We start from the raw sequence: 24,195 nt of genomic DNA, 5'->3' as shown, positions 1-24,195 counted from the left end.
TTCGAACTCATATCATATGTTGCTTACAATTTACGCGGAAACATCGGTTTAGAGCTATACTGCTGACCGCGATATTTGCGATAGCCTACAAACGTTAAAGCTGCCAGGATGAAGGCACCGATGACCAGCTGCCATGTCCAAGGCTCCCTAACCTCTGCCAGAGGAGCAAGGGCCGGCTCATCCTTCTTCTTGCCAAACAGCATATTCATCATTTCCTCGCCCTGCGGCAGCACTCTTTGTACTTCGGATGTTTCTCCAGAGGTCACCAGACCACCCGCATAGGAAATCCAGGATTCAATCATGTTCACATCCTCAGGCTTTCGCTGAATAACGATGGACGGGCGTATGAGCTCATAATGTTCTTCCAGGCTGTCGTAAGCCCTTTTCATGCCGGGTTTATCCTGCTGCGCGGCATACTGCCCCATTACTCTAAGATCTTCACGAATCACCTTGAAGTACTGGAGCCATAATGCATCCCTCGAATGAATCAAGCTGTCTGATGCCATGCGGAGTTTACCTGCAGACCTCATCCAGTGCTGAGGTTCCTGCACGGCTCTTGCAGTAGCTTCTTTCATCTCCAAAATGCTCTCGGCCAGTGCATGAATACCTTCAACTCCGGTCAATCCCTGAAATGAGGAAGCTTCAAAAAGGCTGGATACCCGGCGGGTATCCTCAAGCACGGCTTGTACATTGCCTTCCTCCACATGACGGTACAGCTGCTCTACTTCCTTATTCAGCGCTTTGGCCTGAATGGAAGCAGCGGGCGAGGTTTCCGTATCTCCACTCGCGGGATCAGCCCATATAGGATCACTGATGCTGATGGCATGCAGCAGCAATAGTGCAGACAGGACCAGCAGGAACTTGCGAAAGGTTCGAAACATGGGACATCCCTCCTACCGTATATGTATGGCAGAAGGGATGTGCATAGAACTGTATTGCCGAATTGGCTATAGTCGTTTGGAATTACCGTATCTCATGAATATCCAGGCAGCAAAGCCGCTAGAAAGAGTCAGGAGGTAGGTAAAGAGCTCTACAGCGGAAAGATCATCATATAACTCCCCCGGCAGCCAAGGAAACACTCCATAAGTATAATCCACTGTATCATTCAATAGAGTCCATGCGATGGCCCCGGTAAGCGCTGTCCAGCGGTAATGAAACAACCGGACAAACAGCAGCGCCTCCACCGCCATCGCCGTATGCGAGGCAACCAGCATCCAATCCTGCCATGCCAGCACATCCCCTTGGGCTTGTCCTGCAAATATGATGGCAACTGCCCATACCCCGTACTTCACTGAGGTAACAACGGCCAATGCCTCAATGAACTGCTGAAACAAGGCACTGCCCAATCGCTTAGGCGGGTATAGAAGCAGCAGTAGTGCCAAACAGAAGAACAAACTCGCCGTCGGACTGTCCGGTACAAATATGACCTGCCATATGTAGCCGTGGTTCACCGTGTCAACCATTTGACCACCGTACCATATGTAGCCATAAATCGTTCCAAGTGCATTGCATATGAACAATAACCACAGAATCGATCGCTTACTTAAAAATTCCCGGCTCCACAGATGTGATATTGACAAACTCCGTCCTCCTTGTCTCATATGACTGTATTCTAATTACATAGCTACAGCCGATTATACCTAAACGCCCGATACATTTCATCTAAACCCTTCCTATTTAAAAAAACCTGACCGCATCAGCGGTCAGGTTCCTCTGTGTATCATTACTCTCCAGCAGCTTCTGCTTTCTGGCTTGCAAGCCATTCAGCCAACTGATCAAGCTCTGCTTCGGTTACACCAGCACTTAAAGCCTGGTCTTTCATTGGAGGCATAGTACCTTGGCCATTTTCAATGATAGCCATGATCTCTTCCTTGGTGTGGGTATCTCCAACACCGCGAAGCGATGGACCGGATGCCCCTTTCAAATCTGCAGCATGACAGGAGATGCATGTAGCTGTCTTAAAGGTTTCCATTGCCGGATTATCCTTATCCACAATCGCTACAATACTATCTTCCGACTGCTTGCCGCTGGTCGTCGGGAGTCCCGCTGCATGTTTCTCTTCTGCTTCTTCTTCCCGCTGAATATGCTCAGGCTTCTGTCCCGTAGCTTCCAACTCATGCACATAGTGCGTCCATGCTGCATTCGTCAGATAAATGACGGCAAACAACGACAGAATCATAAGTGCCGAAGTAATCGGCCTTTTGTAGAAGCGCCGTTCTTTCCCTGTATCAAGGAAAGGAACCAGCAGCAATGCACCGAAGGCGACCCCTGAAACCCCAATTGTACCTAGAACGACATAATCACCGGAAGCGTAAGGAAGCTTCAAGTATTCATACAAGAACAGGAAGTACCAGTCCGGCATCGGGATTACAGAAGCCCCCGGATCTGCCGGATAACCAAGCGGAGCCGGTTCCGAGATGGTCAGCACAAGAAATCCGACCAACACAACGACCCCAACCATCCATTCCTTCAGCAAGAAGTTAGGAATGAACGCTTCTGATTTACCGGGATAAGCGGTGTAATCCGGCGGAGTAACCCATCCGCTGCCTTTTTTCACACGCGAATCGCCGACAAAAACTACTTTCTCATCAGATTTATGACCATGTGCCATAAATATGCGCCTCCCTTCTTCTTATAGTGGACCGGAAATACCTTGTCGGCGGATCATAATAAAGTGTCCTACCAATAGGGCAAGAAGGACAGCCGGAAGGAAGAATACGTGAATAGCGAAGAAACGTGTTAGCGTTTCGGCACCAACAATCGTACCGCCCTGCAGCAATTCTTTAATGATTGGTCCAAGCCAAGGTACGGAGTTCGCAATCTCCAATGTAACTTTTGTAGCGAAGTAAGCTTTGTTATCCCATGGCAGCAGGTAACCTGTCAGACCAAGACCGAGCATAACAAAGAAAATGAGCATGCCGACTACCCAGTTCATTTCACGCGGCGCTTTGTAAGAGCCTGTGAAGAACACGCGCATCGTATGCAGGAACATCATTACGATTACCAAGCTTGCGCCCCAGTGATGCATACCGCGGACAATCTGTCCAAAAGCAACCTGTGTTTGCAGGTACTCGACACTGTTGTAAGCGTTTATGATATCGGGCACATAATACATCGTCAGGAACATCCCCGACAGAATCTGGATGACTGTGATAAAAAACGTCAAGCCGCCGAAACAGTACACAAACGCGGAGAAATGATGCGCCGGGTTTACGTGTTCCGGTACCTCGTGGTCTGCAACGTCTCTCCAAATCGGCGTGATATCGAGACGTTCATCAATCCAGTTGTAGACATTCTTCAACATCTGAATCTACGCCTCCTATTTAACTACGGTATTTGGCACGATGGCGCCGAGGTAAATCCAGCCGTTATCAATTTTCGTCTCGTACTGGTCAAGCGGCTTCGGCGCAACTGCAAGATTCTTACCGTCCGGTGTATAACGTGCACCGTGGCAAGGGCAGTGGTACTCATCCGGGAAATTCTTGTTGTTATTCCATCCAACAAGGCATCCCAAATGCTTACAAATTGGTGAAAGCGCTACAATCTCACCTTGATCGTTCTTACGAATCCACGCCGTCAAAGTGGCTGTACTGTTGTACCAGCCGTCCTGCTGTTTGAGTTCAAAATGGAATTCTTGTGGATCGTTGGTAATTTTGCTCTCTTCCGCTACCTTTACAAAAGATCCTTCTTCTTTATTCTGAAGAATCGGATCAACGGCAAAGCGAAGCATTGGCAAAACTACCCCAGCAGCCATATAAGCTGTGGCACCGCCCAACGTGTATGTAAGAAATTGTCTGCGGGACATCTCTTTCAGACGGGGTGGATTGTGCGATTCTTCATGCTCGTCATTGTGGTTGCTGCTCATTCTGTGTTCAACCCCCTTTGTCAACCGTTCTTAAGTGTCATCAATGATCAAAATCACACGACTTACTAGGACATACTAATAATATATTAGGCACCCAAGACCGTCAAGAATTTGAACCCCAAATTTGGGTTCGCTTCCAATAGCCCTTTCATAAATTGTTGGTTTTTTGTCACATTTCGATACGGCTTTCCTGCTGCCACATTTCACTGATTTGTTCGGCAACAACGGCCGCCAAGGGGGTATCTCCATTGCCTTCAAACCTGCGCCGGGACAGCACCAGCGAACTTTCAGGCACATCCTCTTCAGAAAGCTCACGATCGGCTGTCATGACAACAACGTATTTGAACCCGATGGATTTGACATTGTGACAAACTTCATTTAGAAGCTTTATATCTTCAGTCTTTCCATATTGTATGGCTGGATATGTAACCAATCTGCCCTTAAACGGAATTTCTGCCAAATCCATAAAATCCCGAAGCCGCTCCAGTGCAGCAGTCACTTCCCACGGCGACTCCAAACCTGATAATCCGGTATACGGAATGAGGCAGGTATCATAGAAAGGCTTCAGTTCCTCCCAAGTTTGCTCGTCCACTTCACTAAATTTCATGCAGGGTACATCCTTTCTGCTCACTCATTATGATTTTTCTTCATTATAAGAGTGAATCTGCAGTAAGGACAAAAAAAAGAAGAAATGCGATAAAGCATTTCTTCAATTCAAAGTCCTCAGTTCATCCGTCAGGTTTCGGAAAGCCACTTCGTCGCCGGAAGCCAGCGCTTCGTCAATTTCTTTATACAGCTCTTCACTCCGATGCTTGCGCAATGCTTCGTCCCACACCATCTCGGCCGCCAGACCTAACATAACCTCGTAAGTAACCTTCATCTTATCCATTAGGATGCACCTCCAAACTAAATTTGCATATAGCTTATATTCTTTCCCATTAATTGCTTTACTCTCATAAAATCATTTTGGCTGTTTCGACTACCTAACCATGCTAGAGGATCAAATCGTTCGAATCGCTGATATGTATACTGGCTTCCGCAGCCTTTAAGCCAAGCGCGGTCATTTTGTACGAAGTTCCCATCGTTTGGCTCTCCCCTATACGGACCATCCCTAAATGCATCAGCATACGGATAATCCGATGCTCGAGCATATTTTGCGGGCTATCATAATAGAAAGGACGGATTAGCCAACCCAGCGATTCATAAAGAGATGCAGCTGTAACCCAATCTCTTGCACATTGACTGATCCAGTACACAAGAGAAGTGATATTGGGAATTGCGCCCTTATACAGTCTTAACCAAAAGCGGAATATCTGTATCACGCTAACTTGATTTCCTTCCTCAATAAACGAAGTTCCGCTTTCCGTCAAGATTAACCGTGCATTGCTTTCGGTGATCCATTTTCTTGCGTAAGCATAATCGTACAGCAGTGCAAATCGATCGGGATATTCAATGCAGGATCGGCCGTACCCAAAGCGCCATGCACCTTTCGTGATCAGCGGCTCCGTAATATGCAGCGTGCTCATCAGCTGCTGCTGGTTCCGCCTGTACATAAACCCTTCCTGATTCAATTCAATATCATGTCCACCGACATACTTAAGAATCAGCATCAAATCTTCCGCGGCCAGTCCCTGCTCGTCCCGATATACTTCCGGATCATCCGTCAATCGCTGCAGGTTTTCATGGAGACGTTCACGAAGCACGTCCCGAAAGCGCTCCTTCAAATCCGAAGGTACTTGAAACAAATATTTGGTGGAGTGGGTAAAACCGTTAAACAGCCACCCGCTTCGGCGATAGCGTGCAACAGCCTCACGCGGACTTTCCGTTTTCTCGGAAGCCTTCTTTTTCACAGGGGCCTTTGCACCCTTCTCTTCCACATCCGCCGTAAGGCGTATCGCAGCAGTCAATTCTTCCAGGCTGTAGCCTGTTCGAGTGTCAAAGACCAGGTTGTTCAGGAAACGCAAATCGCTTGGTGTCAAGCTGCTAACCTGCTCCTCGAAGAACTCTCTTCTTCCGAGCTTGGACAGGATGCTCTGAATCAACTCATGCTTCGAATTTCTCTTGGCGTCACAATCGTAATGATTCGCTATATTGCTAAGCTGTCCAATATCGGCATATGTGAGCATATCCGCTAGATTCATCTTCCATCGCCTCGCCGTTTTACAACCATTATGGGAAGGTTTTGAACATTTGATACCTGTTTGCTTCAGTTTACGAAATTATTTTTTTGTATATAAAAATGACTATGCTCTCTTATATAATGATAGAATGCCTATAGAGTCAAAATATAACATTTATGAAGCGCTCATCTAATAAAATGAAATGCACGTTGATATGAAAGTGATTTTCAAAATTCAGGAAGGGGAATTATTGTGAGAACACCAGAGCATGAAATATAACTTGGCGCCCATAGAATTCGAGGGCCTCCATATCCAAAGCAATTTCAGATGCAGTTACAACTCATTATAAATTGTTATGGAGGTTGTCAAACCATGATTAAAGACAGACAGTTTATGGCCTATATCCAAGAAGTGGATCAGCATTTTTCTGGATGGGACTTTTCACATATCACGGCTTCAGGACGCATGCAGTCGCAGCTTCTTCCCTGGTCCTTGGGCAGTTTGGTCATTCCCTTGTTGCGGAATGCCAATACGCTGCTGGACATGGGTACGGGCGGTGGGGAGTTCTTATCCTCTCTTCAGCCCTTGCCACAGTCCGTCTACGCAACTGAAGGATATAAGCCTAATGTACCGGTGGCGAAGAAGCAGCTCGAGCCGCTGGGGGTAAAGGTTGTGTATTTCGAAGACGATGCTTCCCTTCCTTTAAAAGATCATTATTTTGATCTGATCATCAATCAGCATGAATCCTATTCCGTCACGGAGCTGCGGAGAATTTTGAACGATCGCGGTATATTCATAACCCAGCAATCCGGGGGAACGGATTGCGCAGGAATCAACGAAATGTTTGGAGTCCCGCTGAATGAAGAGTTCGCTCATTGGAATCTGGAAACGGCGATGAAAGAGCTGCTCGATCATCGTTTTAACATCACTCTCAGCCGGGAAGACTTCCCGCTGCAGCGATTTTATGACATCGGTGCGCTGGTGTATTACCTGAAAGCCATTCCGTGGCAGATCCCTGATTTCACCGTGGAACGCTACCTGGAGCCGTTGCATCGAATCCATCTTGTCATCCAGTCCAAGGGCTACTTCGAGGTTCAGCAGCATCGATTCATCGTGAAAGCAGAAGTTTAAACGACAGTCCTTATAATAAAGAGGAGCCTCCCCCGGGGAAGGCTCCTCTTTATTATAATTCAATGTACTTACGACTGCTTTGTCAGCAAATGCTTGGTACAGTTAAAGAGAAGGGGCGACCAATCATCGTCTTTTCTCTCCAGGACGGTGAACGACAAATTGCCAATGCGTTCACTCAGAACACCACGACATACCAGTTTGTACAATTGCGCCAAAAAACCGCCATGACTGACAACCAGAATGTTTGCATCCGGATGCTTATGCCACATATCGTCAAGGAAAACAAGCCCCCTCGACTGCAGCTCAATGTCTGATTCCTGCCCTAAATCCTGCAGATGCCAGTCGGCACCGAACCTGGATTCACGTTCTTCCGCTGTTAAACCCTCCACCTGTCCGTATCTGCGCTCACGCAAACGGTTATCCGGTGGTGCCAATGGAATATTCAGCATGGATGAGATGATCTTCGCCGTCTCTTCGGCACGGGAGAGACCGCTGCTAATCGCAAAATCCCATCGACAGGACTCCTGCAGGAGTCTTTCCCCTAGCAAACGCGCTTGATTACGACCTTCCTCGTTAAGTGGAATATCCGTTTGGCCTTGTATTTTGCCTACAGCATTCCAATCTGTTAAACCGTGACGAACCAAGCCGATCTGCATGCCACATCTCCTCCATCCTCATGTATTTTATCTTCTCACCCGATTTAATCTCTTCAGGAAAAACAAGGCGAAGCCGATTCCCAGCAGGGACAGGATCATCCAGTATTCTGGCTGAGTTGGGCTCATATCAACCACAAAAGGATCAATAATTCCGCTGTTGGTTTTCGGAATGTTGTAATCGTCCTGAGCAGCCAGGCCTTGGGCTGTGTCAGCCACTCCCGTAGGCATTATTCCTGTAGTTACCGCTTCCGGTACGGGCTCCGGCTGATTGCCCATCATTGCAAAATAGACAAAGCTGCAAACAAACAATGCCAGAAACCCTGCAATCATTAGAGTCAACCGTTTACGAGAAACCCGGCTTACCGCGCGGCTCTTGGATGTTTCCTCCACCAGCCACGGGAAATCACGATAGATCCGGTCCATTACATTGCGGTTGATTTGGTCAGCGTCCATATCCGGAATTTCATGCTCCAACGCATGGACCAGATCTTGACTCTCCACCCACATTTCGTACTCCTCTGCACATGAACTGCAGGTTTGAACATGTGCTTTCAGCCGTTGTCGCCGCAGATCATTGTCAGGCAAATCCCAGACACTTTCCATCAGCTCTTGGGCTTCATCGCAAGTCATCTGCTCTTCATCCCTCTCAGATCCTCAAAAACCGGCTCATGAAAATAAGGTTCGAGCTGAATTTTGACACTGCCACGGGCTCTGAACAACAACGATTTGACCGAGCTGACACTCTGACCCAAAATATCCGCGATTTCTTGATAATCCAGTTGATCGTACTCCCGAAGAATCAGTGCCGATCTTTGTTTCTCCGGCAAATTATTAATGGCTTCTCTTACCATATGTACTCGTTCGCTTCGCAGAATCGCCTGTTCCGGAGCAACCTCCAGCGGAGCCACCGGAACGACTCCACTCTCCTCAAGCGGCAATGTGCCGCTGCGATGCTTGCGGAGCTCGCTGAGCACGGTGTTCCGTGCAATGGTGTAGAGCCATGTTGAGAAGGATGCATCTACTTCTCGGAATGAATGCAAGCTTCGGAAAGCCTTGTAAAATGTTTCCGAGCATAAATCCTCAGCCATAAGCTCCATGTGCGAGCTTTTTAACATATGATAGACAAATGCTAATATTTTCCTCTGATAACGTCGCATTAATTCGGAATAAAGTTCGGTATTGCCTTGCTTGATTTCCTGGATCAATTGGGAATCCGTCATATGATTTTTCGTTCCTCCTTCACCCACCGGTGCCTCTTCCTTGTCCTGTACTTGTTCAAGGATGCAAAATCAAGGATTTGCAAAAGTACCGTCAAACCATATATAGTTACGCCTCATGTTGTCTGACTATTCTATGTATTTGGCAATTTCCCCAAATCTTCTACACTAGTACTCTAGCATTATAGCACAATTTGGAGAAAAGTTCAGGTTTGTGCCAGGAGGTTTACCACGGTTAGGAAAATAGACAAAAAAAATCCGCCTTCAAATTTGAAGGCGGTTGCACAAAGTGCAATATTTTGGATAGGAGTGGAGAGAAACCATACTGTACTTTTATTATATGTATACGTTTACATTTTGTCAACACATTAAACACATTTATTTCCGGTTGTTTTAAACAACCGGAAATATCACTGGTAAACCGAATGTCCTTGCGATATCAGCAGCTCTTTAGCACGCTCCTGTTCCATTTCATTGCGGAAGGAAAGTCTCATAACACCCGGAACATCTTCCCGGCTCTCGATAATCTGCATGTTGCTGAGGTTAATGCGGTTTGTTCCCAAATCAGTTGCGATTCGACCGATGATCCCTGGATGGTCAGGTACGTCAAGATACAAATCGTACCGGGATACAATCATACCCTTACGTCTCTCAGGAAGCACACTGCGGAACTCCCCCGCTCTGCGGAAAGCCTCTTCGATAGCAGGTCCGTCTTGATTCTCCAGCATATCCATAAACCGCTGAATTCCTTCATTCCAGTCCCGAAGTAAAGGAAGCATTACATTGCGATTGTTTAATAAAATGTCCCGCCAAACCACGGGATCACTGGATGCAATTCGGGTAATATCCCGGAAGCCACCTGCAGCAAGTGTGCGGTACAGCGGATTCTCCTCATTATAGGAGCTGATTTGGTTCACCAAAGCCACTGCGATCACATGGGGCAGGTGACTGATCGCCCCTACAATCTCATCATGCAGTCTCGGCTCTACCTTCACAATATGCGCCCGTGTATGAGCAAGAAGCTCCACAAGAGTATCCAGCTTCTCCTGAGGCACTTGATCTGGAGGGGTGAGGACATAATAAGCATTCTCGAACAAAACCGTCGAAGCAGCACCTACACCTGATCGCTCCGACCCAGCCATTGGGTGTCCTCCGATAAAGCAAGCTTCCTTAAGTGTTAGCTGTGCTGCACATTCCGCAATGCTGGCTTTTGTGCTGCCTACATCTGTGATAATGCACCCGGGTTTAAGCGGCAATTCGCTTAAACGCTTTATATATGTCTCCAGGCTGCCTACAGGAACGCACAGGAATATCACATCCGCATCCTGGGCTGCTTCTTCTACCGATAGGGTAACCTTGTCAACAACGGACTTGGCCGTAACCTGATCGGCATATTCCTGGGTGTGGGCATAACCCGTAACGGTTATGCCTGGTTTTCCTTTGAAGCATAATGCTAACGAACCGCCGATCAAGCCGACGCCAAAAATAGAAATGTGCATTGTCATGTTCTCTCTCACTCGTTTCAAGCTGCGATTATTTGTGGTGTCATTCGATCAGGCTGGAGAATTCACTTCGTGGAGCACTTGCTCCAAAGCGCCGATAAAAGCCTTGTTCTGTTCCTCGGAACCTACGGTTACGCGAATGTAGCTCGGGTAGACCTCAAATCCCGGTCGCACGATAATGCCTTTGCTAAGCAGTAATTTGAACACTTCGGTACCCGGATTCTGTACATCCACCATGATGAAATTACCGTTCGCAGGGAAGTAGGACAGCCCGAGGCGATCGAATTGCTGCTGAATATACGTAATGCCTTCGGCATTCCGCTGGCGGCATTTGGCAACAAACTCCTGATCCTTCAGAGCAGCTTTCGCGGCTACTTGGGCAAGGCGACCTGTGTTAAATGGCTCGCGTACCCGGTTAATCAGGGAGATAACTTCCTGTTGACCGATGCCGTAACCGATGCGAAGCGCTGCCAATCCGTATATTTTGGAGAAGGTACGCAGAATAACCAGATTAGGATAGCGTTCCATCAGCTTGATGCTGGCTGGATAAGAAGCGTCCGTAACATATTCATAATAAGCTTCATCCAGTACAACCATTACGTGGGCAGGAACCTCATCCAGGAAGGATACCAGTTCACTCTCGGATACGATGGTTCCCGTAGGGTTATTCGGGTTGCACACCCATATTATTTTCGTTTTGTCCGTAATGACATTGACCATGCCCGGAAGATCATGCTTCCCGTTGATCAGCGGTACCTCAATGCTCACGGCACCTTCAATGTCTGCATTGGTTTTATACACGGAGAAGGTCTGATCCGCCATAATGGTCTCATCCCCCGGCTCCAGGAACGCTCGAATAATGAGAGCAATAATCTCGTCGGATCCGCATCCGAAAATAATTTGACTGCGTTCAATTGCCAGCTGGTCAGCAAGCTCTGCTGTTAAATCAGCCGCGCTTCCGTCCGGATACAAGCTGAGTGTTCCCAGTTCAGCGGTAATCGCTTCGGTTGCCCGCGGCGAGCAGCCATAAGGGTTCTCATTGGAGGCCAATTTAATGACAACATCAAGTCCTAATTCTTTTTTCACCTCTTCAATCGGCTTGCCCGGTTGATATACAGGAAGATTTACAATTTGCGCTTTTGGTTTCATTCGATATTCGCCTCACCTTTCATAACTGCTGTACACAACGCTAACCTTTTAATTGTGCCACAAACTCTCTAATTTGCAAAAGTCCCTGCTGACGAGTCTCTTCTTTTTCCAAGAGAGGTATATTGGATTCAATCTGGCGTACAATCGCGCTTCCGACAACCACACCGTCACAGATTTTCGAGAATCTGGCCACTTGCTCGCCGGACGATATGCCAAAACCAATCGCTATCGGAACATGGCTGTATTGCTTCACCGTTTCAAGGAAGGACTCAATTCCCGAATAAAAATCGGAGCGCTCTCCCGTCACACCAAGCGAGGATACGCAATAGACAAAGCCGGTCGCCTCTGAAGCAATGCTCGCAATCCGTTCATGCGAGGTTGGTGCCACCAGCGGAATCAGGTGGACGCCTGCAGCATGTGCCCGGCTCCTGATCTCTTCGGATTCCTCCACCGGAAGATCCGGAATGATCAACCCGCTGATATCATTCTTCAGCACTTCCTCAAAAAATGTATCCAGCCCGGTTTGCAGAACCGGATTGTAATAGGTAAAGAGAATGAACGGCAGCTTGCTTCCGCGGTCTCTAGCCAGACGCGCAGTTTCCATGCAAGTTCGGATCGTTACCTTGCTCTTCAGTGCACGCTCGGAAGCGCGCTGGATGACCGGGCCGTCGGCAAGAGGATCCGAATAAGGAACGCCGAGTTCAATAATATCGGCTCCTGCAAGTTCAAGCTCGTGAATGATATCCAGCGTCGACTTCACATCGGGATCGCCGACAGTAAGATAAGGAATCAGGGCGGTTTTGTGTTGCTGTTTCAACGATGCAAAGGTCTCATCAATACGGTTCATTCTGTTATCCCTCCCGTGTAAGCCATGATGGACTCCACGTCCTTGTCACCGCGACCAGATAAATTAATCACCACGATATCGTCCTCAGACCATGTTGACGCCATCTTCACCGCTTGTGCCACGGCGTGGGCGGATTCCAGAGCCGGAATGATGCCTTCCGTGCGGCATAACAGCTGCAGGGCATCCAGTGCCTCTTGGTCCGTTATCGGCACGTACTGCACACGCTCAATATCTTTCAGGTATGAATGCTCCGGGCCAACACCCGGATAATCGAGGCCGGCAGAAATGGAATGCGCCTCCTGAACCTGACCGTATTCATCCTGGAGCAAATAACTCATCGATCCCTGGAACACACCATGTGTTCCTTTGGACATGGTAGCCGCATGAAAATTGGTATCCACACCTTTACCTGCCGCTTCAACGCCGATCAGGCCCACTTCCTTATCTTCGAGGAACGGGTAGAACATCCCGATGGCATTGCTCCCTCCCCCGATCGGAGCGAGAATCACGTTCGGAAGGCGTCCTTCCGTCTCCAAAATCTGCTTGCGGGTCTCATCCCCGATAATTCGCTGGAAGTTCCGCACCATCATCGGATAAGGATGCGGACCTACGGCAGATCCCAGAACGTAGAAGGTATCCTCCACGTTGCTGACCCAGTAGCGAAGCGCTTCGTTGCCCGCATCTTTCAGGGTACGGCTTCCCGAAGTCACCGGAATCACTTCTGCCCCGAGCATTTTCATACGGAACACATTCAACTGCTGCCGCTTGGTATCTTCCTCGCCCATGAACACTTTGCATTCAAGACCCAGGAGAGCAGCTACCGTTGCAGTTGCGACGCCATGCTGTCCGGCACCCGTCTCGGCAATCACCTTGCCCTTGCCCATGCGCTTGGCTAATACGCCCTGAGCGATGGCGTTGTTGATTTTGTGGGCGCCTGTATGATTCAAATCCTCGCGCTTGAGATAGATTTTGGCCTTGCCCAGATGCTGGCTTAACCGTTCTGCATAATACAGAGGCGTTTCCCGCCCGGAGTACTGCTTAAGCAAATAAGCGATTTCTTCCTTGAATTCAGGATCCTCCGAAAAGCGATTATATTCCTGTTCAAGCTCTATTAAAGCGTTCATGAGTGTTTCCGGCACAAACCGGCCTCCAAACACCCCGAAACGTCCATTACGGTCCGGAAGCTGTGTCATTTCCCCTTCACCCTTTCTACGAATGCAGTCACTTTGTTTATATCCTTCACGCCAGGTTCACTCTCTACACCGCTGGATACATCCACGCCGTATGGAGCATATTGGCCGATTAAATGCGATACATTATCCGAATCGAGCCCGCCTGCTATAAACAAGGGAATTCCTTGCTGTGAGGCCCACCGCTGGTAAGGTGGAATCAGGTCCCAGGCAAATGTCTTGCCAGATCCACCGCCGTACACCGGATCGTAGGTGTCCAGCAGCAATCCGTCGATGCAGCCAGCGTACGCATCCAGTGAGGACAGACGATCCGCTTCCGAACGGTCACTCTCGATAGATACAGCCTTAAAAACGGAAACCGGGAAGCGCTCCTTCACTTCCCGGCAAAATTGCGGCGATTCCTGACCGTGCAGCTGCACGACATCGAGCGCCGCTTCTTGAAGGAGCTCTTCCAGCTCATTCAGATCAGGGTTAACCAAGACGCCGACGGCGGCAGGAGTCTTGCCCGTATCCCATTGCCGCAATACTTGAATCAGCTGTGCAGCTTGCTTGGGCGATACGTTTCGCCGACTCTTCGCAAATACAAATCCGATATAATCCACAGGTAAGTTTATCATAGATTTTAGCACTTCAACGCTTTGAAGTCCACATATTTTTAGAACCGTACTCATCAGCGAATGCTCCCCTTTATTCTGTGTCTGCAGCAATCGGCAAGGGTCCCATCAGATCATTAACCGCCCGGAATACATCCTGCTGACGCATGAAATGCTCTCCTACCAGAACACCATGTGCCCCGACATAATGCAGGTAAGATATATCTGCGGGTCCTGAGATTCCACTCTCGCTGATCAAGGTGATTCCGTGAGGAACTTGCGCTGCGATATCAGCCGTTGTCTGAAGCGAAGTTTCGAACGTACGGAGGTTTCGATTGTTAATCCCGATAAGCTGAGCGGTGCCCAGCTCAAGAACCGTCTCCATCTCCTTCTGATCGTGGACCTCGATCAAACAATCCAGACCGATGGAGCCCGCGGTCTCAATGAACTCCGCGATTTGCTGCGGCTCCAGGATGCTTGCAATCAACAGAACCGCATCCGCCCCCAGGAGGCGTGCTTCGTAAATCTGGGCCTCATCAATCAAGAAGTCCTTGCGCAGCAAGGGAATATGAACAGCTGCTCTAACCGCTTTTAAATATTCACCGCTACCTTGAAAATAGTCTCTGTCTGTCAGCACGGAGAGGCAATCCGCATCGGCCGCCTCATACGCTTTAGCGATCATAACCGGATCAAAATCCGGCCGGATCAAACCTTTGGAAGGAGATGCCTTCTTCACTTCGGCAATGAGTCCCATGCTGCGTTTTCGTCCTGTGGACAATGCCTTCTCGAATCCCAATGTGGGCGGTAATTCCGCGATCTGTCTCAGCGCCTCCGAGACGCTGAATGTTTCGCGCAGCTGAGAAACCTCTTTGCGTTTCGTTTCTACAATTCGATCAAGATACATAACTCATTTCCCCCGTTCTTGAGATCAACTGCTCCAGCTTGGACTGAGCCAATCCCGTGTCGATTGCTCCCGCTGCCCGCTGTACGCCTTCTTTCAAACTGTCCGCCAGCCCCGATACGTAGATGCATGCTCCGGCATTGGCAAGCACAATATCCCGGTAAGCGCTCCGTTCACCGCGCAGCACTGAACCGATAATTGCTGCATTTTCCTTTGCGTCTCCGCCCAGGATGTCGCTCATCGGATGAACCGACAGTCCCAAATCATGAGGGTGAATATCGTAAGTATGGACTTCCCCGCCGCGAAGCTCAGATACACGTGTAGGCGCCGATATGCTGATCTCGTCCAAACCATCATGGCTGGTTACCACCATTGCGCGTTTTAGGCCGAGTTCTTTCAGCACTTGAGCAATAGTTTCCGTTTTATTCATATCGTAAATGCCGAGCATCTGCCGATCGGCGCCGGCAGGGTTCGTCAAAGGTCCAAGCATATTAAATACGGTCCGGATACCCAGCTCTTTTCGCGGTGCAGCGGCATATTTCATGGACGGGTGATAGATTTGTGCAAACAAGAAGCAAATACCGATATCATCCAGACATGCAGTTGCCTGCTCGGCGGTAAGGTGAATATTGACACCCAATGCCTCCAGCACGTCTGCGCTTCCCGCCCGGCCTGAAGCCGAACGGTTGCCGTGTTTTGCCACTCTGACCGATACCGAGGAGGAGATGATCGCGGATACGGTAGAAATGTTGAACTTGTGAATGCCGGATCCTCCGGTACCGCACGTATCCAGCAGTTGATTCCGCTCGGTAACAACGCGCCCACCCGCTCCTCTCATCGCTTCGGCAAAACCCGTTATCTCCTCTACCGTCTCCCCCTTCATTCTCAAGGCAGTGAGCAGTGCGCCAATCTGCGAATGTGTTGCTTGGCCTTCCATGATGGACTGCATCACCCCACGGGCTTCATCCCGATTCAGGTCTTGACCCGCAATCAACTTCGTAAGACTGAATTGTACCGGTTCCATAACGTTCATAACGTTCTCCTCCTTCAGGTTAGGGTGTGTATTGATACAGATAATCCTGATTGATCAAATCGTTAGCGCCTGTGCTGGTCGGAAACATCGCCTCCGCTACGCGGATCGCCTTGAGCATGCCCTTGGCTTTATTGACGGTCTCCTCGTACTCCTTCTCCGGAACCGAGTCCCATACGATACCGGCACCTGCCTGCACATAAGCCTTGCCCTGACGAAAAATAATCGTGCGGATCGTAATGCAGGAGTCCATATTGCCGCCAAATCCCAGATAGCCGATGGCTCCGGCATAAGCCCCCCGGGCTTCCCGCTCCAGCTCGGCAATGATTTCCATAGCTCGGAGTTTCGGAGCCCCTGATACCGTTCCCGCCGGAAGACAGGATAGGAAAGCGTCAAAGAAATCTTTGTCCTCGCTCAGCTGACCGGATACGCTGGATACCATGTGCATTACGTGAGAGTATTTTTCAATCTCCATAAACGTGTCGCATTTCACCGATCCAAATTCCGATACACGCCCCAAGTCGTTCCGGCCCAGATCCACAAGCATCAAATGCTCCGCCCGTTCCTTCTCATCGCTCAGAAGCTCTTCCGCCAATGCCTTATCCTCGGCCTCGTCGACGCCTCTTGGCCTTGTACCCGCAATCGGCCTTGTCTCGAGCCTCCGTCCATCCACCTTCACCAAGGCTTCAGGAGAGGTTCCAACAATAATGTCATCATCCATTTTGAGATAATACATATACGGCGAAGGGTTCAGCGTTCTCAGCACACGATAGACGTGGAGCGGCGATACTTCCGTCTCAATATGGAAGCGCTGGGACAATACGACCTGAAATATGTCTCCTGCTCGGATATACTCCTGGGCTTGCTTCACATTGGCCATGTACTTCTCCTTGGTCATGTTGGATTTGATATCCCCCATGTCAACGTCTGCCGGAATGCCTCTGGAATTTACATTCTCACGCGGTCCCTGTTCTTGCAGCTGCTCAGCTGCCGCTTCCAGTTCACGGCATACGTCGATATAGCTTTGACGGATGGTTTCATCCGTATCTCCGGGCTTGACGTGTACATTGCCAATCAGCATGATCTGCTGCTTCACATGATCGAACACGATGACCTGGTCACAGAACATAAAGCGAATATCATCCATTCCCAGATCATCCATGGCATGCGCCGGGAGCTTTTCATAATATTGAAGCAGGTCATATCCAAAAAAACCGATAGCCCCTCCGGTAAAAGGAGGCATATCCTTCAGCTGCGGGCTGCGGTACGTTCGAAGCAGCGCCTTCAGCTCCTCAATCGGCTTGCCTTCGAGCAAAGTTCGTTCCCCGTTCACTTCGATTTCGATCTTTCCTTTCTTACCCGTTATCATTAAGAAGGGGTCTGTTCCGATAAACGAATACCGTGCCCACTGTACACCGCCCTCAACGCTCTCAAGTAAAAATGCCCGCTTCCGCTCCGCATACCGCTGAAAAATGCGAATCGGGGTCTCCATATCGGCTAACAGTCTGATCGCTACCGGAATCAGGTTGTATTCACCTGCCATTGCCACCACTTGCTCCATTGATGGATTCGCCATGTCAATCCCTCCTTAATGAGTGTAAACAACAAAAAAACCTCTACCGAAGTAGAGGTTAACGTTCAGAAAAAGTACTATAGAAAAAAGAGCGTGGTCAAGAGAAAGTCAAATCAGTCACAATGACAAACTACAGCGGCTGCGTTCCATTGCCAGGTTCACAAATCCTACTTATAACCCAACGTACGAACAAGCTGTACTATTCGTCATGAATACTAATCATTCTCTAACCCGATTGTGTTGTTACCTAAATGCCTCAGCTCTTCTCAACTCAACTCATCTGTAAAACCTAACTCTACTCAGCTATTCTGATTTCACTATACAGGATAATACCCTTATTCTGCAACCCAAAATTTTAGTCATCAGGCGTTCGAGCCCGATAAATCCGGGCGCAGCCGCTTGGCTTCGTTCAAATACACATGCTTAATCTCGCTTTGGCTTTTGTCCGTGTTGACCTGCACCATAAACCGAATGCAGCGCGGAAGACTGCCCTGAACCGGTATTTCAACCGAACACATCAAAGGGACGAGATCCCAACCCTCCAGCTGGCGTATCGCTTTGGCAGGGAACGCCGCGTCGAGATCCTGAGTCATTGTAATCCATATATTGCTAATATATTCCGGTTGAAGCTCATTACGTCGTACCATCTCTTCAAGCAGTCGCAATGTCTCCTGCACTATTTCCTGTTCATCATTCCGAGTGACGGTTGTCGCCCCCCGGATTCCCCGATTCATCATGAACTATCCCTCTCCCTTCAACTGTTCAACCACGGATCGAACAGCTTCTACCGGCACATCCTTGACAATGGCTACAGAACCGACAGCTTCCGGTACAATAAAGACCATTTGCCCTTCGGTGAACTTTTTATCGTGCTGCATGGCTTCCATAATTCGTTCAACCGAGACATCCTCCGGCAAGGTTACAGGCAGGTTCACTGCCTTCAACATGCTCACGGTCTCGTGATGGAGATCGGCACTTCTGCCCAGCAGCTCTGCGAGGCGAGCCGATCCGGCCATGCCGATCGCTATGGCCTCACCGTGCAAAAAGCGTCCGTACCCTCCGACGGCTTCAATCGCATGTCCAATGGTGTGTCCCAGATTTAGAATGGCACGCAGGCCGCCTTCCCGCTCATCCTGGGATACAACATTTGCCTTAATGGCGCAGCCGCGCTCGAGTCCATAGATCAAGGTCTCCGGATCCAAGCTCAGCAGCTTCTCCCCATTGTCCCGGCACCAATAGGCAAAATCACGATCCAGAATCAGGCCATGCTTCACCATTTCGGCCAGACCCGAAGACACTTCGCGCGGAGGCAGTGACGCCAGCGTATTCACATCGTAAACCACCATCACCGGTTGATGGAAGGCGCCGATCATATTTTTGGCTAACGGATGGTTGACCGCTACCTTGCCGCCAACACTGCTATCATGCGCCAGTATGGTGGTTGGAATTTGAACAAATGTCACCCCGCGCATGTAAGTAGCCGCTACAAACCCCGCCAAGTCACCAACAACGCCCCCGCCTAGCGCAAATACAGCAGAGCTCCGGTCCAGTTTGCCGTTGATGGCTGTGGTCATAACCTCTTCATAAACTTGAAGCGATTTGGAGGATTCACCAGAAGGTACGATATGAGAAATGACCGTGTACCCTTCTGATTTTAACTGCTCCTCAACTTGAGACAGATAATGAGGCGCAACTTTATCATCCGTTACGATCAGATGCGGACTCTTCCGGCTAATCCCATGCTTTGCACTAAGCGTACCGATGGAATCCAGAATTCCTGCTCCGATATAGATCGGATACGAACGCTCTCCCAGTTCCACCTGCAGTGTTCTCATATTAGTAGTTCTCCAGCTGCTTCAGGTAGTTTTGGTAGTTCGCATGGATTTCTTCCATTGAGTCACCGCCGAACTTCTCAAGAAACGCTTTGGCTACCTCCCAAGTGACAACATGCTCCATCACAACGCTGGCCGCTGGAACCGCACAAGCATCCGAACGTTCAACCTGTGCCGTAAAAGCTTCCTTCGTATCGATATCTACACTCTGAAGCGGCTTGTATAACGTCGGAATCGGCTTCATGACACCGCGAACGACGATCGGCATGCCATTGGTCATTCCGCCTTCAAATCCGCCCAGGCGGTTAGTTGCACGGTAGTACCCCCGTTCCTCGCTGTACATGATCTCATCATGCACTTGGGAACCGCGCAGCTCGCCTGCTTCAAACCCGATGCCTACCTCGACGCCCTTGAACGCATTGATCGACATTACGCCTTGTGCGATGCGGCCATCCAGCTTGCGATCATATTGGACGTGGCTGCCAAGACCAACCGGCAAACCTTCGATGATGCATTCAACAATACCGCCTATGGAGTCGCCTTCTTTTTTGATCAGGTCTATGTAGGCTTCCATCTTCTTCTCCGTCTCTTCATCCACAACCCGGACCGAAGACGCTTCCGTACGCTCAATCAGCTCATCAATCGAAAGGTTATGCGGAGGAGCTTCAATCTCACCGATCCGGATCACCTGGCCTGCCACCTTGACACCGAACTGTGCCAGGAATTGTCTGGCAATTGCGCCAACCGCTACGCGGACCGTCGTCTCACGTGCGCTGGAGCGCTCCAGCACGTTGCGCAGATCCTTTAGGTTGTATTTCAAGCCGCCGTTCAGATCGGCATGTCCCGGTCGTGGACGGTGCATCCGTCTCTTCGCCTCGTCATTGCCTTCAATCGGCTCCACATTCATAATGTTCTGCCAATGCTTCCAGTCGTTATTCTGAACGACCAATGCAACCGGGGCTCCCGTGGTATATCCGTGCCGAACACCGCCAAGAATTTGAGCCGTATCCTTCTCGATTTGCATGCGGCGTCCCCGGCCATATCCCTTTTGTCTGCGATGCTAGTTGAAAGTTAAGTGCTTCAAAATCAAGCTCCAAATTGCTCGGTAGCCCTTCGATTATAGTTGTCAGCTGAGGACCATGTGTTTCCCCAGCAGTTAAAAAACGTAAACTCATGATGCTTTTCCCCCTTTAAACTTTTAAGCGTTAAACCGCTAAACTCCGTAAACATCTTCTGCTCATTATAGTATAGGTCCAACGCTTTGACAAGAATGTTGCCGGACAAGCAAAAGCGCCTCTCATCCTCAGGATAGAAAAGCGCTTTATGCGTTAATTATTGCCATCTCTATTGAACTTTGCGGTAGAAAAAGGTTTCATTGCTCTCCAGGCCGTATTGCCCCGGATTAAATATCTGCTCGGTGCTGCCCACAAACAGAAAGCCGCCCGGTTTCAGGCTATTGGCAAATTTCGTATACAGCTTATGCTTAGCCCCTTCCGTGAAATAAATCATCACGTTCCGGCAGACAATCAGATCATAACCGCCTTCAAACCGGTCGGTCAGCAGGTTCTGTTTATGAAAGGCAACTTCCTTCTTCAAGTTCTCATTGAAACGATACAGAGAACCTTCTTCCTTGAAGTAGCGAAGGACGATATCCGGAGGCACATCCTTCAATGACCTCTCGACATACAAGCCTTCCGCCGCTTTATGTAATGCGCCATCATCGATATCTGTGGCCACGATGCGTGCACGGTTCAGCATCTTCTGCTCAGCCAGAATCATGGCAAGTGTATAGGGCTCTTCGCCTGTGGAACAGGCAGCACTCCAGATCTTCAGCACACCCGGATTCTGATGCGACAATTCAGGCAAAATCTTATCCCGGAAAACTTCCCAGCGGTTCGGATTACGCCAAAACTCTGAGACGTTAATTGTCATCCGGTCCAAAAATTCATGGAAAAGCGGCTTGTCCTTCATCATCGCGTCATAAAAGTCCGAGAATGTTCCGAAGCCCTTCTTCATGCGCAGCGTTGTCAATCTTCGCTTCATTTGCGTTTCTTTATAATCTGCCAGATTGATCCCTGTGCTTCGTTCGATGCTTCGAACAAAGCTGATATAATCCGGATCATCCAGCACGGGTTCTTGTTCCGTCATCCGTATCATCCTGTTAATCAGATTATTCGCTCCCGCGCTTACTCAATACGTCTACAGCCAAGGGGATAGCGTCTTGTTATACTCCACCAACTCATTCTCTTCAAAAAAATTGGAAATCTCACGTTGTGCACTCTCCGGGGAATCTGATCCATGGATCAAATTATGCGGCGTATGCGCTGCAAAATCACCACGAATTGTTCCAGGCAATGCTTCCTTCACGTTTGTTTTGCCGATGACTTGGCGAGACAAGGCGATAATGTCGTCCCCTTCCCAAACCATGGCAAATACCGGTCCGGATGTTATAAATCCTACGAGGCTGGCAAAAAAGTCTTTCCCTTCATGCTCAGCATAATGGCGCCTCGCCTGCTCGTCCGAAATCTGCACAAACTTGCCTGCAACCAGCTTAAATCCTTTATCCTCCAAACGGCCGACGATTCGGCCGATCAGTCCACGCTGTACACCATCCGGTTTAATCATTAAAAAAGTACGTTCCATAGGCCTCATCACTCTTCCCCTCACTCTAGGATATTGAACAATCATTCCATGCTCATGTGATGTTACATGTTTGTACCCGTATTTTAACAGAAAGCTTCCTAATGGTTAAGGCTAATATGACCGTTTCGTAATAAAATTTGCAATATCTCTAAGCTGTTTCTTGCTCCTGATGTCAGGCAGCGTATCCAATGCAGCCAGTGCTTTACCGATGTAGCGATCGGCAAGGGCTTCAGCTCTTGCGATCCCTTCACTCGAGGTTACAAGCTTCACGGCATCCGACACGTCGCATTGGCCGTTCAGCGCATGAATTCGATCCAGCTCCGCAAGCAGTGCTTCCCTCCGCTCGCTATCCTTCAAGGCAAATATAACAGGCAGGGTAATGTTCCCCTGACGCATATCGCTGCCCGGCGGCTTGCCGATCTGTTTCTCCGTTCCGCACAGATCCAGAAGATCGTCCTGGATCTGAAACGCCATCCCCACGTTGTATCCGAACCGATACAGGCTGTTGGCCACCTGGCGATCCGCATCCGCGGCAAGCGCTCCGAGCTGGCAGCTGACCGCAATCAAAAGCGATGTCTTGCGGCGAATGCGGAGAAGGTATCTTCTTACATCCTGCTCCGTATTAAAGAAATCACGAATCTGTTCCATTTCGCCAATGGACATTTCAACCATCGCTTTGGCCAGAATCTGATGAATTTCGGGCTGCTTCAGGTGAGTCGTCAGTTCGAGCGCTTTGCCGTATATGTAGTCACCGGTATACATGGCGATCCGATTGTCCCATTTTGCCTTAACAGTTGGCTTCCCCCGTCTTGTATCGGCATCGTCAATCACGTCGTCATGAACAAGGGATGCGCTGTGAATCAGCTCAAGCGGCACTGCCACATGCTTCAGCTTATCGATATCATAGTCGCCGAACTTGCCGCCCATCAGCACAAAGACCGGCCGGAGACGCTTGCCGCCTGCTCTCAGCAGATGCAAGGATGTTTCCGTCAGCTCAGGGCTGTCGCCCTCCACACTGAGATAAAGCTCCTTCTCAATGACATCCATATCTTTTTTTAATGTTCCGAATATATCAAATCGTTTCATTTGTTCACCCGTATGCTTAGTTTCTCGTTCCATAACTCCGGCACCACTTCACGCTCCAGCAGGCCAAGTTCATATGCGAACTTGAAATATAAGCGTAACCCTTCCTGTTGTCGTTCGTCAAAATGGTAGCACAGGTTCGAAAAGTATTTCATCCAGAAGCCGCCAGTACCTCCAATTCGCCGAACCGCTTCATCGACAATAGGGGAGAGGTCGCTCACACTCCGCTGCTTGCTCTCGAGGAACATGGCGGCAATCTCAGCCATGCCTTCGGGATTCTGCTTCACAGCATGCCTGTTCACCGCCCAGACGGCAAACGTCATGCTGCAGCCGGTCCATTCTTTCCACCATTGGCCGAGATCCGTCTTATAATAATCCGAATGGCTCCATGAAGCCCGAATCGCATGGTCCCCAATCAGAAGTGCGGCATCCGCTTCAGCCATCATCTCGCTTAACACCGGTTCACAAGTGCGATAGGAATAAGTGCCCCCCAGTGATTTTTCCAGAAGAATCTTCAGCAAGTTGACGGAGGTTGCCGACGTATTGGTTAGCGCAATGGTTGCGTTCTTCAAGGCATCCAGCGGCTTTTTCGAAAACAGGAAGATGGAGTTAACCGCCCCATCTGCGCTAACGGATAAATCCGGCAGCAGCAGGAGCCGGTCCGACATTTCAGCATAGGCAAACGAAGAAAGCGCCCCGATATGGATTTCACCACTGTGCATCCCGCGGTTCAACGCGGCCGGGACTGCCGTTATCATCTCTGCAGGAGTATCCAGTGTTGACGGATTTACGTAATGAAATACCGGCCAAGCGTTGGTGTAACTGATTTTGCCGATGATAGTCTTGCTGTCTGCTCCCGGCAT

26 protein-coding genes and 1 pseudogene are annotated in these 24,195 nt (G+C 49.3%); 1 reads left to right on the top strand and 26 read right to left on the bottom strand.

Annotated features, from left to right (window positions below; all coding sequences use genetic code 11):
• Positions 1-23: 23 nt before the first annotated feature.
• The 8 genes from PVOR_RS12250 to PVOR_RS12215 form a co-directional block, all read right to left on the bottom strand.
• Complete coding sequence (locus PVOR_RS12250; protein ID WP_006209503.1) at positions 24-881, bottom strand: sporulation protein YpjB; 858 nt, start codon at positions 879-881, stop codon at positions 24-26.
• A gap of 66 nt (positions 882-947) precedes the next feature.
• On the bottom strand, positions 948-1,580 hold the full coding sequence (locus tag PVOR_RS12245) for a DUF1405 domain-containing protein (protein ID WP_006209502.1): 633 nt from the start codon (positions 1,578-1,580) through the stop codon (positions 948-950).
• Between the two features lie 143 nt (positions 1,581-1,723).
• Positions 1,724-2,611 carry a menaquinol-cytochrome c reductase cytochrome b/c subunit gene (locus tag PVOR_RS12240; protein WP_006209501.1) on the bottom strand — a complete coding sequence of 296 codons (888 nt, stop codon included), beginning with the start codon at positions 2,609-2,611 and terminating at the stop codon, positions 1,724-1,726.
• Positions 2,612-2,632: 21 nt separating this feature from the next.
• A complete protein-coding gene (gene qcrB, locus PVOR_RS12235; RefSeq protein ID WP_006209500.1) occupies positions 2,633-3,304 on the bottom strand; it encodes a menaquinol-cytochrome c reductase cytochrome b subunit in 672 nt (223 codons plus the stop codon).
• Between the two features lie 15 nt (positions 3,305-3,319).
• The gene (locus PVOR_RS12230) at positions 3,320-3,865 is read right to left on the bottom strand and encodes a ubiquinol-cytochrome c reductase iron-sulfur subunit (RefSeq protein WP_006209499.1); all 546 of its coding nucleotides are present in this window, start codon (positions 3,863-3,865) and stop codon (positions 3,320-3,322) included.
• A 169-nt stretch (positions 3,866-4,034) separates the two neighbouring features.
• Entirely contained in the window at positions 4,035-4,472 is a 438-nt protein-coding gene (locus PVOR_RS12225; RefSeq protein WP_006209498.1) for a DUF2487 family protein, read from the bottom strand.
• 102 nt (positions 4,473-4,574) lie between these two features.
• Entirely contained in the window at positions 4,575-4,754 is a 180-nt protein-coding gene (locus tag PVOR_RS12220) for an IDEAL domain-containing protein (protein WP_006209497.1), read from the bottom strand.
• Between the two features lie 103 nt (positions 4,755-4,857).
• On the bottom strand, positions 4,858-6,006 hold the full coding sequence (locus PVOR_RS12215) for a hypothetical protein (protein ID WP_006209496.1): 1,149 nt from the start codon (positions 6,004-6,006) through the stop codon (positions 4,858-4,860).
• 351 nt (positions 6,007-6,357) lie between these two features.
• Between PVOR_RS12215 and PVOR_RS12210 the strand changes: the two genes are divergently transcribed.
• Positions 6,358-7,116 carry a class I SAM-dependent methyltransferase gene (locus tag PVOR_RS12210; protein ID WP_006209495.1) on the top strand — a complete coding sequence of 253 codons (759 nt, stop codon included), beginning with the start codon at positions 6,358-6,360 and terminating at the stop codon, positions 7,114-7,116.
• Between the two features lie 68 nt (positions 7,117-7,184).
• Here PVOR_RS12210 and PVOR_RS12205 read toward each other — a convergent pair whose 3' ends face one another.
• The 18 genes and pseudogenes from PVOR_RS12205 to PVOR_RS12120 all read right to left on the bottom strand — a co-directional run bounded on the left by PVOR_RS12205 (position 7,185) and on the right by PVOR_RS12120 (position 24,195).
• Positions 7,185-7,772: a histidine phosphatase family protein gene (locus PVOR_RS12205; RefSeq protein WP_006209494.1), complete on the bottom strand. Its 588-nt coding sequence runs from the start codon at positions 7,770-7,772 to the stop codon at positions 7,185-7,187.
• Positions 7,773-7,799: 27 nt separating this feature from the next.
• Positions 7,800-8,402 carry an anti-sigma factor family protein gene (locus tag PVOR_RS12200; protein ID WP_006209493.1) on the bottom strand — a complete coding sequence of 201 codons (603 nt, stop codon included), beginning with the start codon at positions 8,400-8,402 and terminating at the stop codon, positions 7,800-7,802.
• Positions 8,399-8,992 carry an RNA polymerase sigma factor gene (locus tag PVOR_RS12195; protein ID WP_006209491.1) on the bottom strand — a complete coding sequence of 198 codons (594 nt, stop codon included), beginning with the start codon at positions 8,990-8,992 and terminating at the stop codon, positions 8,399-8,401. Before PVOR_RS12195 ends, PVOR_RS12200 begins: the two co-directional genes overlap by 4 nt.
• 407 nt (positions 8,993-9,399) lie before the next feature.
• Entirely contained in the window at positions 9,400-10,488 is a 1,089-nt protein-coding gene (locus tag PVOR_RS12190; RefSeq protein ID WP_006209490.1) for a prephenate dehydrogenase, read from the bottom strand.
• 54 nt (positions 10,489-10,542) lie between these two features.
• Entirely contained in the window at positions 10,543-11,640 is a 1,098-nt protein-coding gene (gene hisC, locus PVOR_RS12185; RefSeq protein ID WP_006209489.1) for a histidinol-phosphate transaminase, read from the bottom strand.
• A gap of 40 nt (positions 11,641-11,680) precedes the next feature.
• Positions 11,681-12,487: a tryptophan synthase subunit alpha gene (gene trpA, locus PVOR_RS12180; protein ID WP_006209488.1), complete on the bottom strand. Its 807-nt coding sequence runs from the start codon at positions 12,485-12,487 to the stop codon at positions 11,681-11,683.
• Positions 12,484-13,680 (bottom strand): tryptophan synthase subunit beta, encoded by a 1,197-nt coding sequence (trpB, locus tag PVOR_RS12175; RefSeq protein ID WP_006209487.1) that lies wholly within the window; start codon positions 13,678-13,680, stop codon positions 12,484-12,486. The genes trpA and trpB overlap by 4 nt, the downstream gene beginning before the upstream one ends.
• Positions 13,677-14,348 carry a phosphoribosylanthranilate isomerase gene (locus PVOR_RS12170; protein ID WP_376166470.1) on the bottom strand — a complete coding sequence of 224 codons (672 nt, stop codon included), beginning with the start codon at positions 14,346-14,348 and terminating at the stop codon, positions 13,677-13,679. Before PVOR_RS12170 ends, trpB begins: the two co-directional genes overlap by 4 nt.
• A 16-nt stretch (positions 14,349-14,364) precedes the next feature.
• Positions 14,365-15,174 (bottom strand): indole-3-glycerol phosphate synthase TrpC, encoded by an 810-nt coding sequence (trpC, locus tag PVOR_RS12165; RefSeq protein WP_006209484.1) that lies wholly within the window; start codon positions 15,172-15,174, stop codon positions 14,365-14,367.
• Positions 15,164-16,204, bottom strand: coding sequence for an anthranilate phosphoribosyltransferase (gene trpD / locus PVOR_RS12160; RefSeq protein ID WP_006209482.1), 1,041 nt, complete (start codon positions 16,202-16,204; stop codon positions 15,164-15,166). The genes trpC and trpD overlap by 11 nt, the downstream gene beginning before the upstream one ends.
• A gap of 19 nt (positions 16,205-16,223) precedes the next feature.
• Entirely contained in the window at positions 16,224-17,777 is a 1,554-nt protein-coding gene (gene trpE / locus PVOR_RS12155; protein WP_006209481.1) for an anthranilate synthase component I, read from the bottom strand.
• 359 nt (positions 17,778-18,136) lie between these two features.
• Entirely contained in the window at positions 18,137-18,511 is a 375-nt protein-coding gene (gene aroH, locus PVOR_RS12150) for a chorismate mutase (RefSeq protein ID WP_006209479.1), read from the bottom strand.
• 3 nt (positions 18,512-18,514) lie between these two features.
• Complete coding sequence (aroB, locus tag PVOR_RS12145; RefSeq protein WP_006209478.1) at positions 18,515-19,609, bottom strand: 3-dehydroquinate synthase; 1,095 nt, start codon at positions 19,607-19,609, stop codon at positions 18,515-18,517.
• A 1-nt stretch (position 19,610) separates the two neighbouring features.
• Positions 19,611-20,781 (bottom strand): annotated as a pseudogene (aroC, locus tag PVOR_RS12140) (chorismate synthase).
• Positions 20,782-20,950: 169 nt separating this feature from the next.
• The gene (locus PVOR_RS12135; RefSeq protein ID WP_006209475.1) at positions 20,951-21,754 is read right to left on the bottom strand and encodes a CheR family methyltransferase; all 804 of its coding nucleotides are present in this window, start codon (positions 21,752-21,754) and stop codon (positions 20,951-20,953) included.
• Positions 21,755-21,805: 51 nt separating this feature from the next.
• Positions 21,806-22,249, bottom strand: a complete 444-nt coding sequence (gene ndk / locus PVOR_RS12130; RefSeq protein WP_006209474.1) for a nucleoside-diphosphate kinase — start codon at positions 22,247-22,249, stop codon at positions 21,806-21,808.
• Between the two features lie 111 nt (positions 22,250-22,360).
• Positions 22,361-23,335: a polyprenyl synthetase family protein gene (locus PVOR_RS12125; protein WP_006209473.1), complete on the bottom strand. Its 975-nt coding sequence runs from the start codon at positions 23,333-23,335 to the stop codon at positions 22,361-22,363.
• A complete protein-coding gene (locus PVOR_RS12120; RefSeq protein ID WP_006209472.1) occupies positions 23,332-24,195 on the bottom strand; it encodes a menaquinone biosynthesis protein in 864 nt (287 codons plus the stop codon). Before PVOR_RS12120 ends, PVOR_RS12125 begins: the two co-directional genes overlap by 4 nt.

It is taken from the genome of Paenibacillus vortex V453 (genome assembly GCF_000193415.1).
Lineage (GTDB): Bacteria > Bacillota > Bacilli > Paenibacillales > Paenibacillaceae > Paenibacillus_AQ > Paenibacillus_AQ glucanolyticus.
This window is presented reverse-complemented; position numbering and strand designations above follow the sequence as displayed.

Coding starts and splice junctions, on each gene's coding strand:
- qcrB (WP_006209500.1), bottom strand. CDS start 3,304: ATGTTGAAGAATGTCTACAACTGGATTGATGAACGTCTCGATATCACG.
- trpB (WP_006209487.1), bottom strand. CDS start 13,680: ATGACACAGCTTCCGGACCGTAATGGACGTTTCGGGGTGTTTGGAGGC.
- PVOR_RS12120 (WP_006209472.1), bottom strand. CDS start 24,195: ATGCCGGGAGCAGACAGCAAGACTATCATCGGCAAAATCAGTTACACC.
- hisC (WP_006209489.1), bottom strand. CDS start 11,640: ATGAAACCAAAAGCGCAAATTGTAAATCTTCCTGTATATCAACCGGGC.
- PVOR_RS12225 (WP_006209498.1), bottom strand. CDS start 4,472: ATGAAATTTAGTGAAGTGGACGAGCAAACTTGGGAGGAACTGAAGCCT.
- PVOR_RS12240 (WP_006209501.1), bottom strand. CDS start 2,611: ATGGCACATGGTCATAAATCTGATGAGAAAGTAGTTTTTGTCGGCGAT.
- PVOR_RS12190 (WP_006209490.1), bottom strand. CDS start 10,488: ATGCACATTTCTATTTTTGGCGTCGGCTTGATCGGCGGTTCGTTAGCA.
- PVOR_RS12195 (WP_006209491.1), bottom strand. CDS start 8,992: ATGACGGATTCCCAATTGATCCAGGAAATCAAGCAAGGCAATACCGAA.
- PVOR_RS12230 (WP_006209499.1), bottom strand. CDS start 3,865: ATGAGCAGCAACCACAATGACGAGCATGAAGAATCGCACAATCCACCC.
- PVOR_RS12215 (WP_006209496.1), bottom strand. CDS start 6,006: ATGAATCTAGCGGATATGCTCACATATGCCGATATTGGACAGCTTAGC.
- trpE (WP_006209481.1), bottom strand. CDS start 17,777: ATGGCGAATCCATCAATGGAGCAAGTGGTGGCAATGGCAGGTGAATAC.
- aroH (WP_006209479.1), bottom strand. CDS start 18,511: ATGATGAATCGGGGAATCCGGGGGGCGACAACCGTCACTCGGAATGAT.
- PVOR_RS12125 (WP_006209473.1), bottom strand. CDS start 23,335: ATGAAACGATTTGATATATTCGGAACATTAAAAAAAGATATGGATGTC.
- PVOR_RS12135 (WP_006209475.1), bottom strand. CDS start 21,754: ATGACGGAACAAGAACCCGTGCTGGATGATCCGGATTATATCAGCTTT.
- PVOR_RS12210 (WP_006209495.1), top strand. CDS start 6,358: ATGATTAAAGACAGACAGTTTATGGCCTATATCCAAGAAGTGGATCAG.
- trpA (WP_006209488.1), bottom strand. CDS start 12,487: ATGAACCGTATTGATGAGACCTTTGCATCGTTGAAACAGCAACACAAA.
- PVOR_RS12220 (WP_006209497.1), bottom strand. CDS start 4,754: ATGGATAAGATGAAGGTTACTTACGAGGTTATGTTAGGTCTGGCGGCC.
- PVOR_RS12200 (WP_006209493.1), bottom strand. CDS start 8,402: ATGACTTGCGATGAAGCCCAAGAGCTGATGGAAAGTGTCTGGGATTTG.
- PVOR_RS12250 (WP_006209503.1), bottom strand. CDS start 881: ATGTTTCGAACCTTTCGCAAGTTCCTGCTGGTCCTGTCTGCACTATTG.
- PVOR_RS12205 (WP_006209494.1), bottom strand. CDS start 7,772: ATGCAGATCGGCTTGGTTCGTCACGGTTTAACAGATTGGAATGCTGTA.
- aroB (WP_006209478.1), bottom strand. CDS start 19,609: ATGAGAACACTGCAGGTGGAACTGGGAGAGCGTTCGTATCCGATCTAT.
- ndk (WP_006209474.1), bottom strand. CDS start 22,249: ATGGAACGTACTTTTTTAATGATTAAACCGGATGGTGTACAGCGTGGA.
- PVOR_RS12170 (WP_376166470.1), bottom strand. CDS start 14,348: ATGAGTACGGTTCTAAAAATATGTGGACTTCAAAGCGTTGAAGTGCTA.
- trpC (WP_006209484.1), bottom strand. CDS start 15,174: ATGTATCTTGATCGAATTGTAGAAACGAAACGCAAAGAGGTTTCTCAG.
- trpD (WP_006209482.1), bottom strand. CDS start 16,204: ATGAACGTTATGGAACCGGTACAATTCAGTCTTACGAAGTTGATTGCG.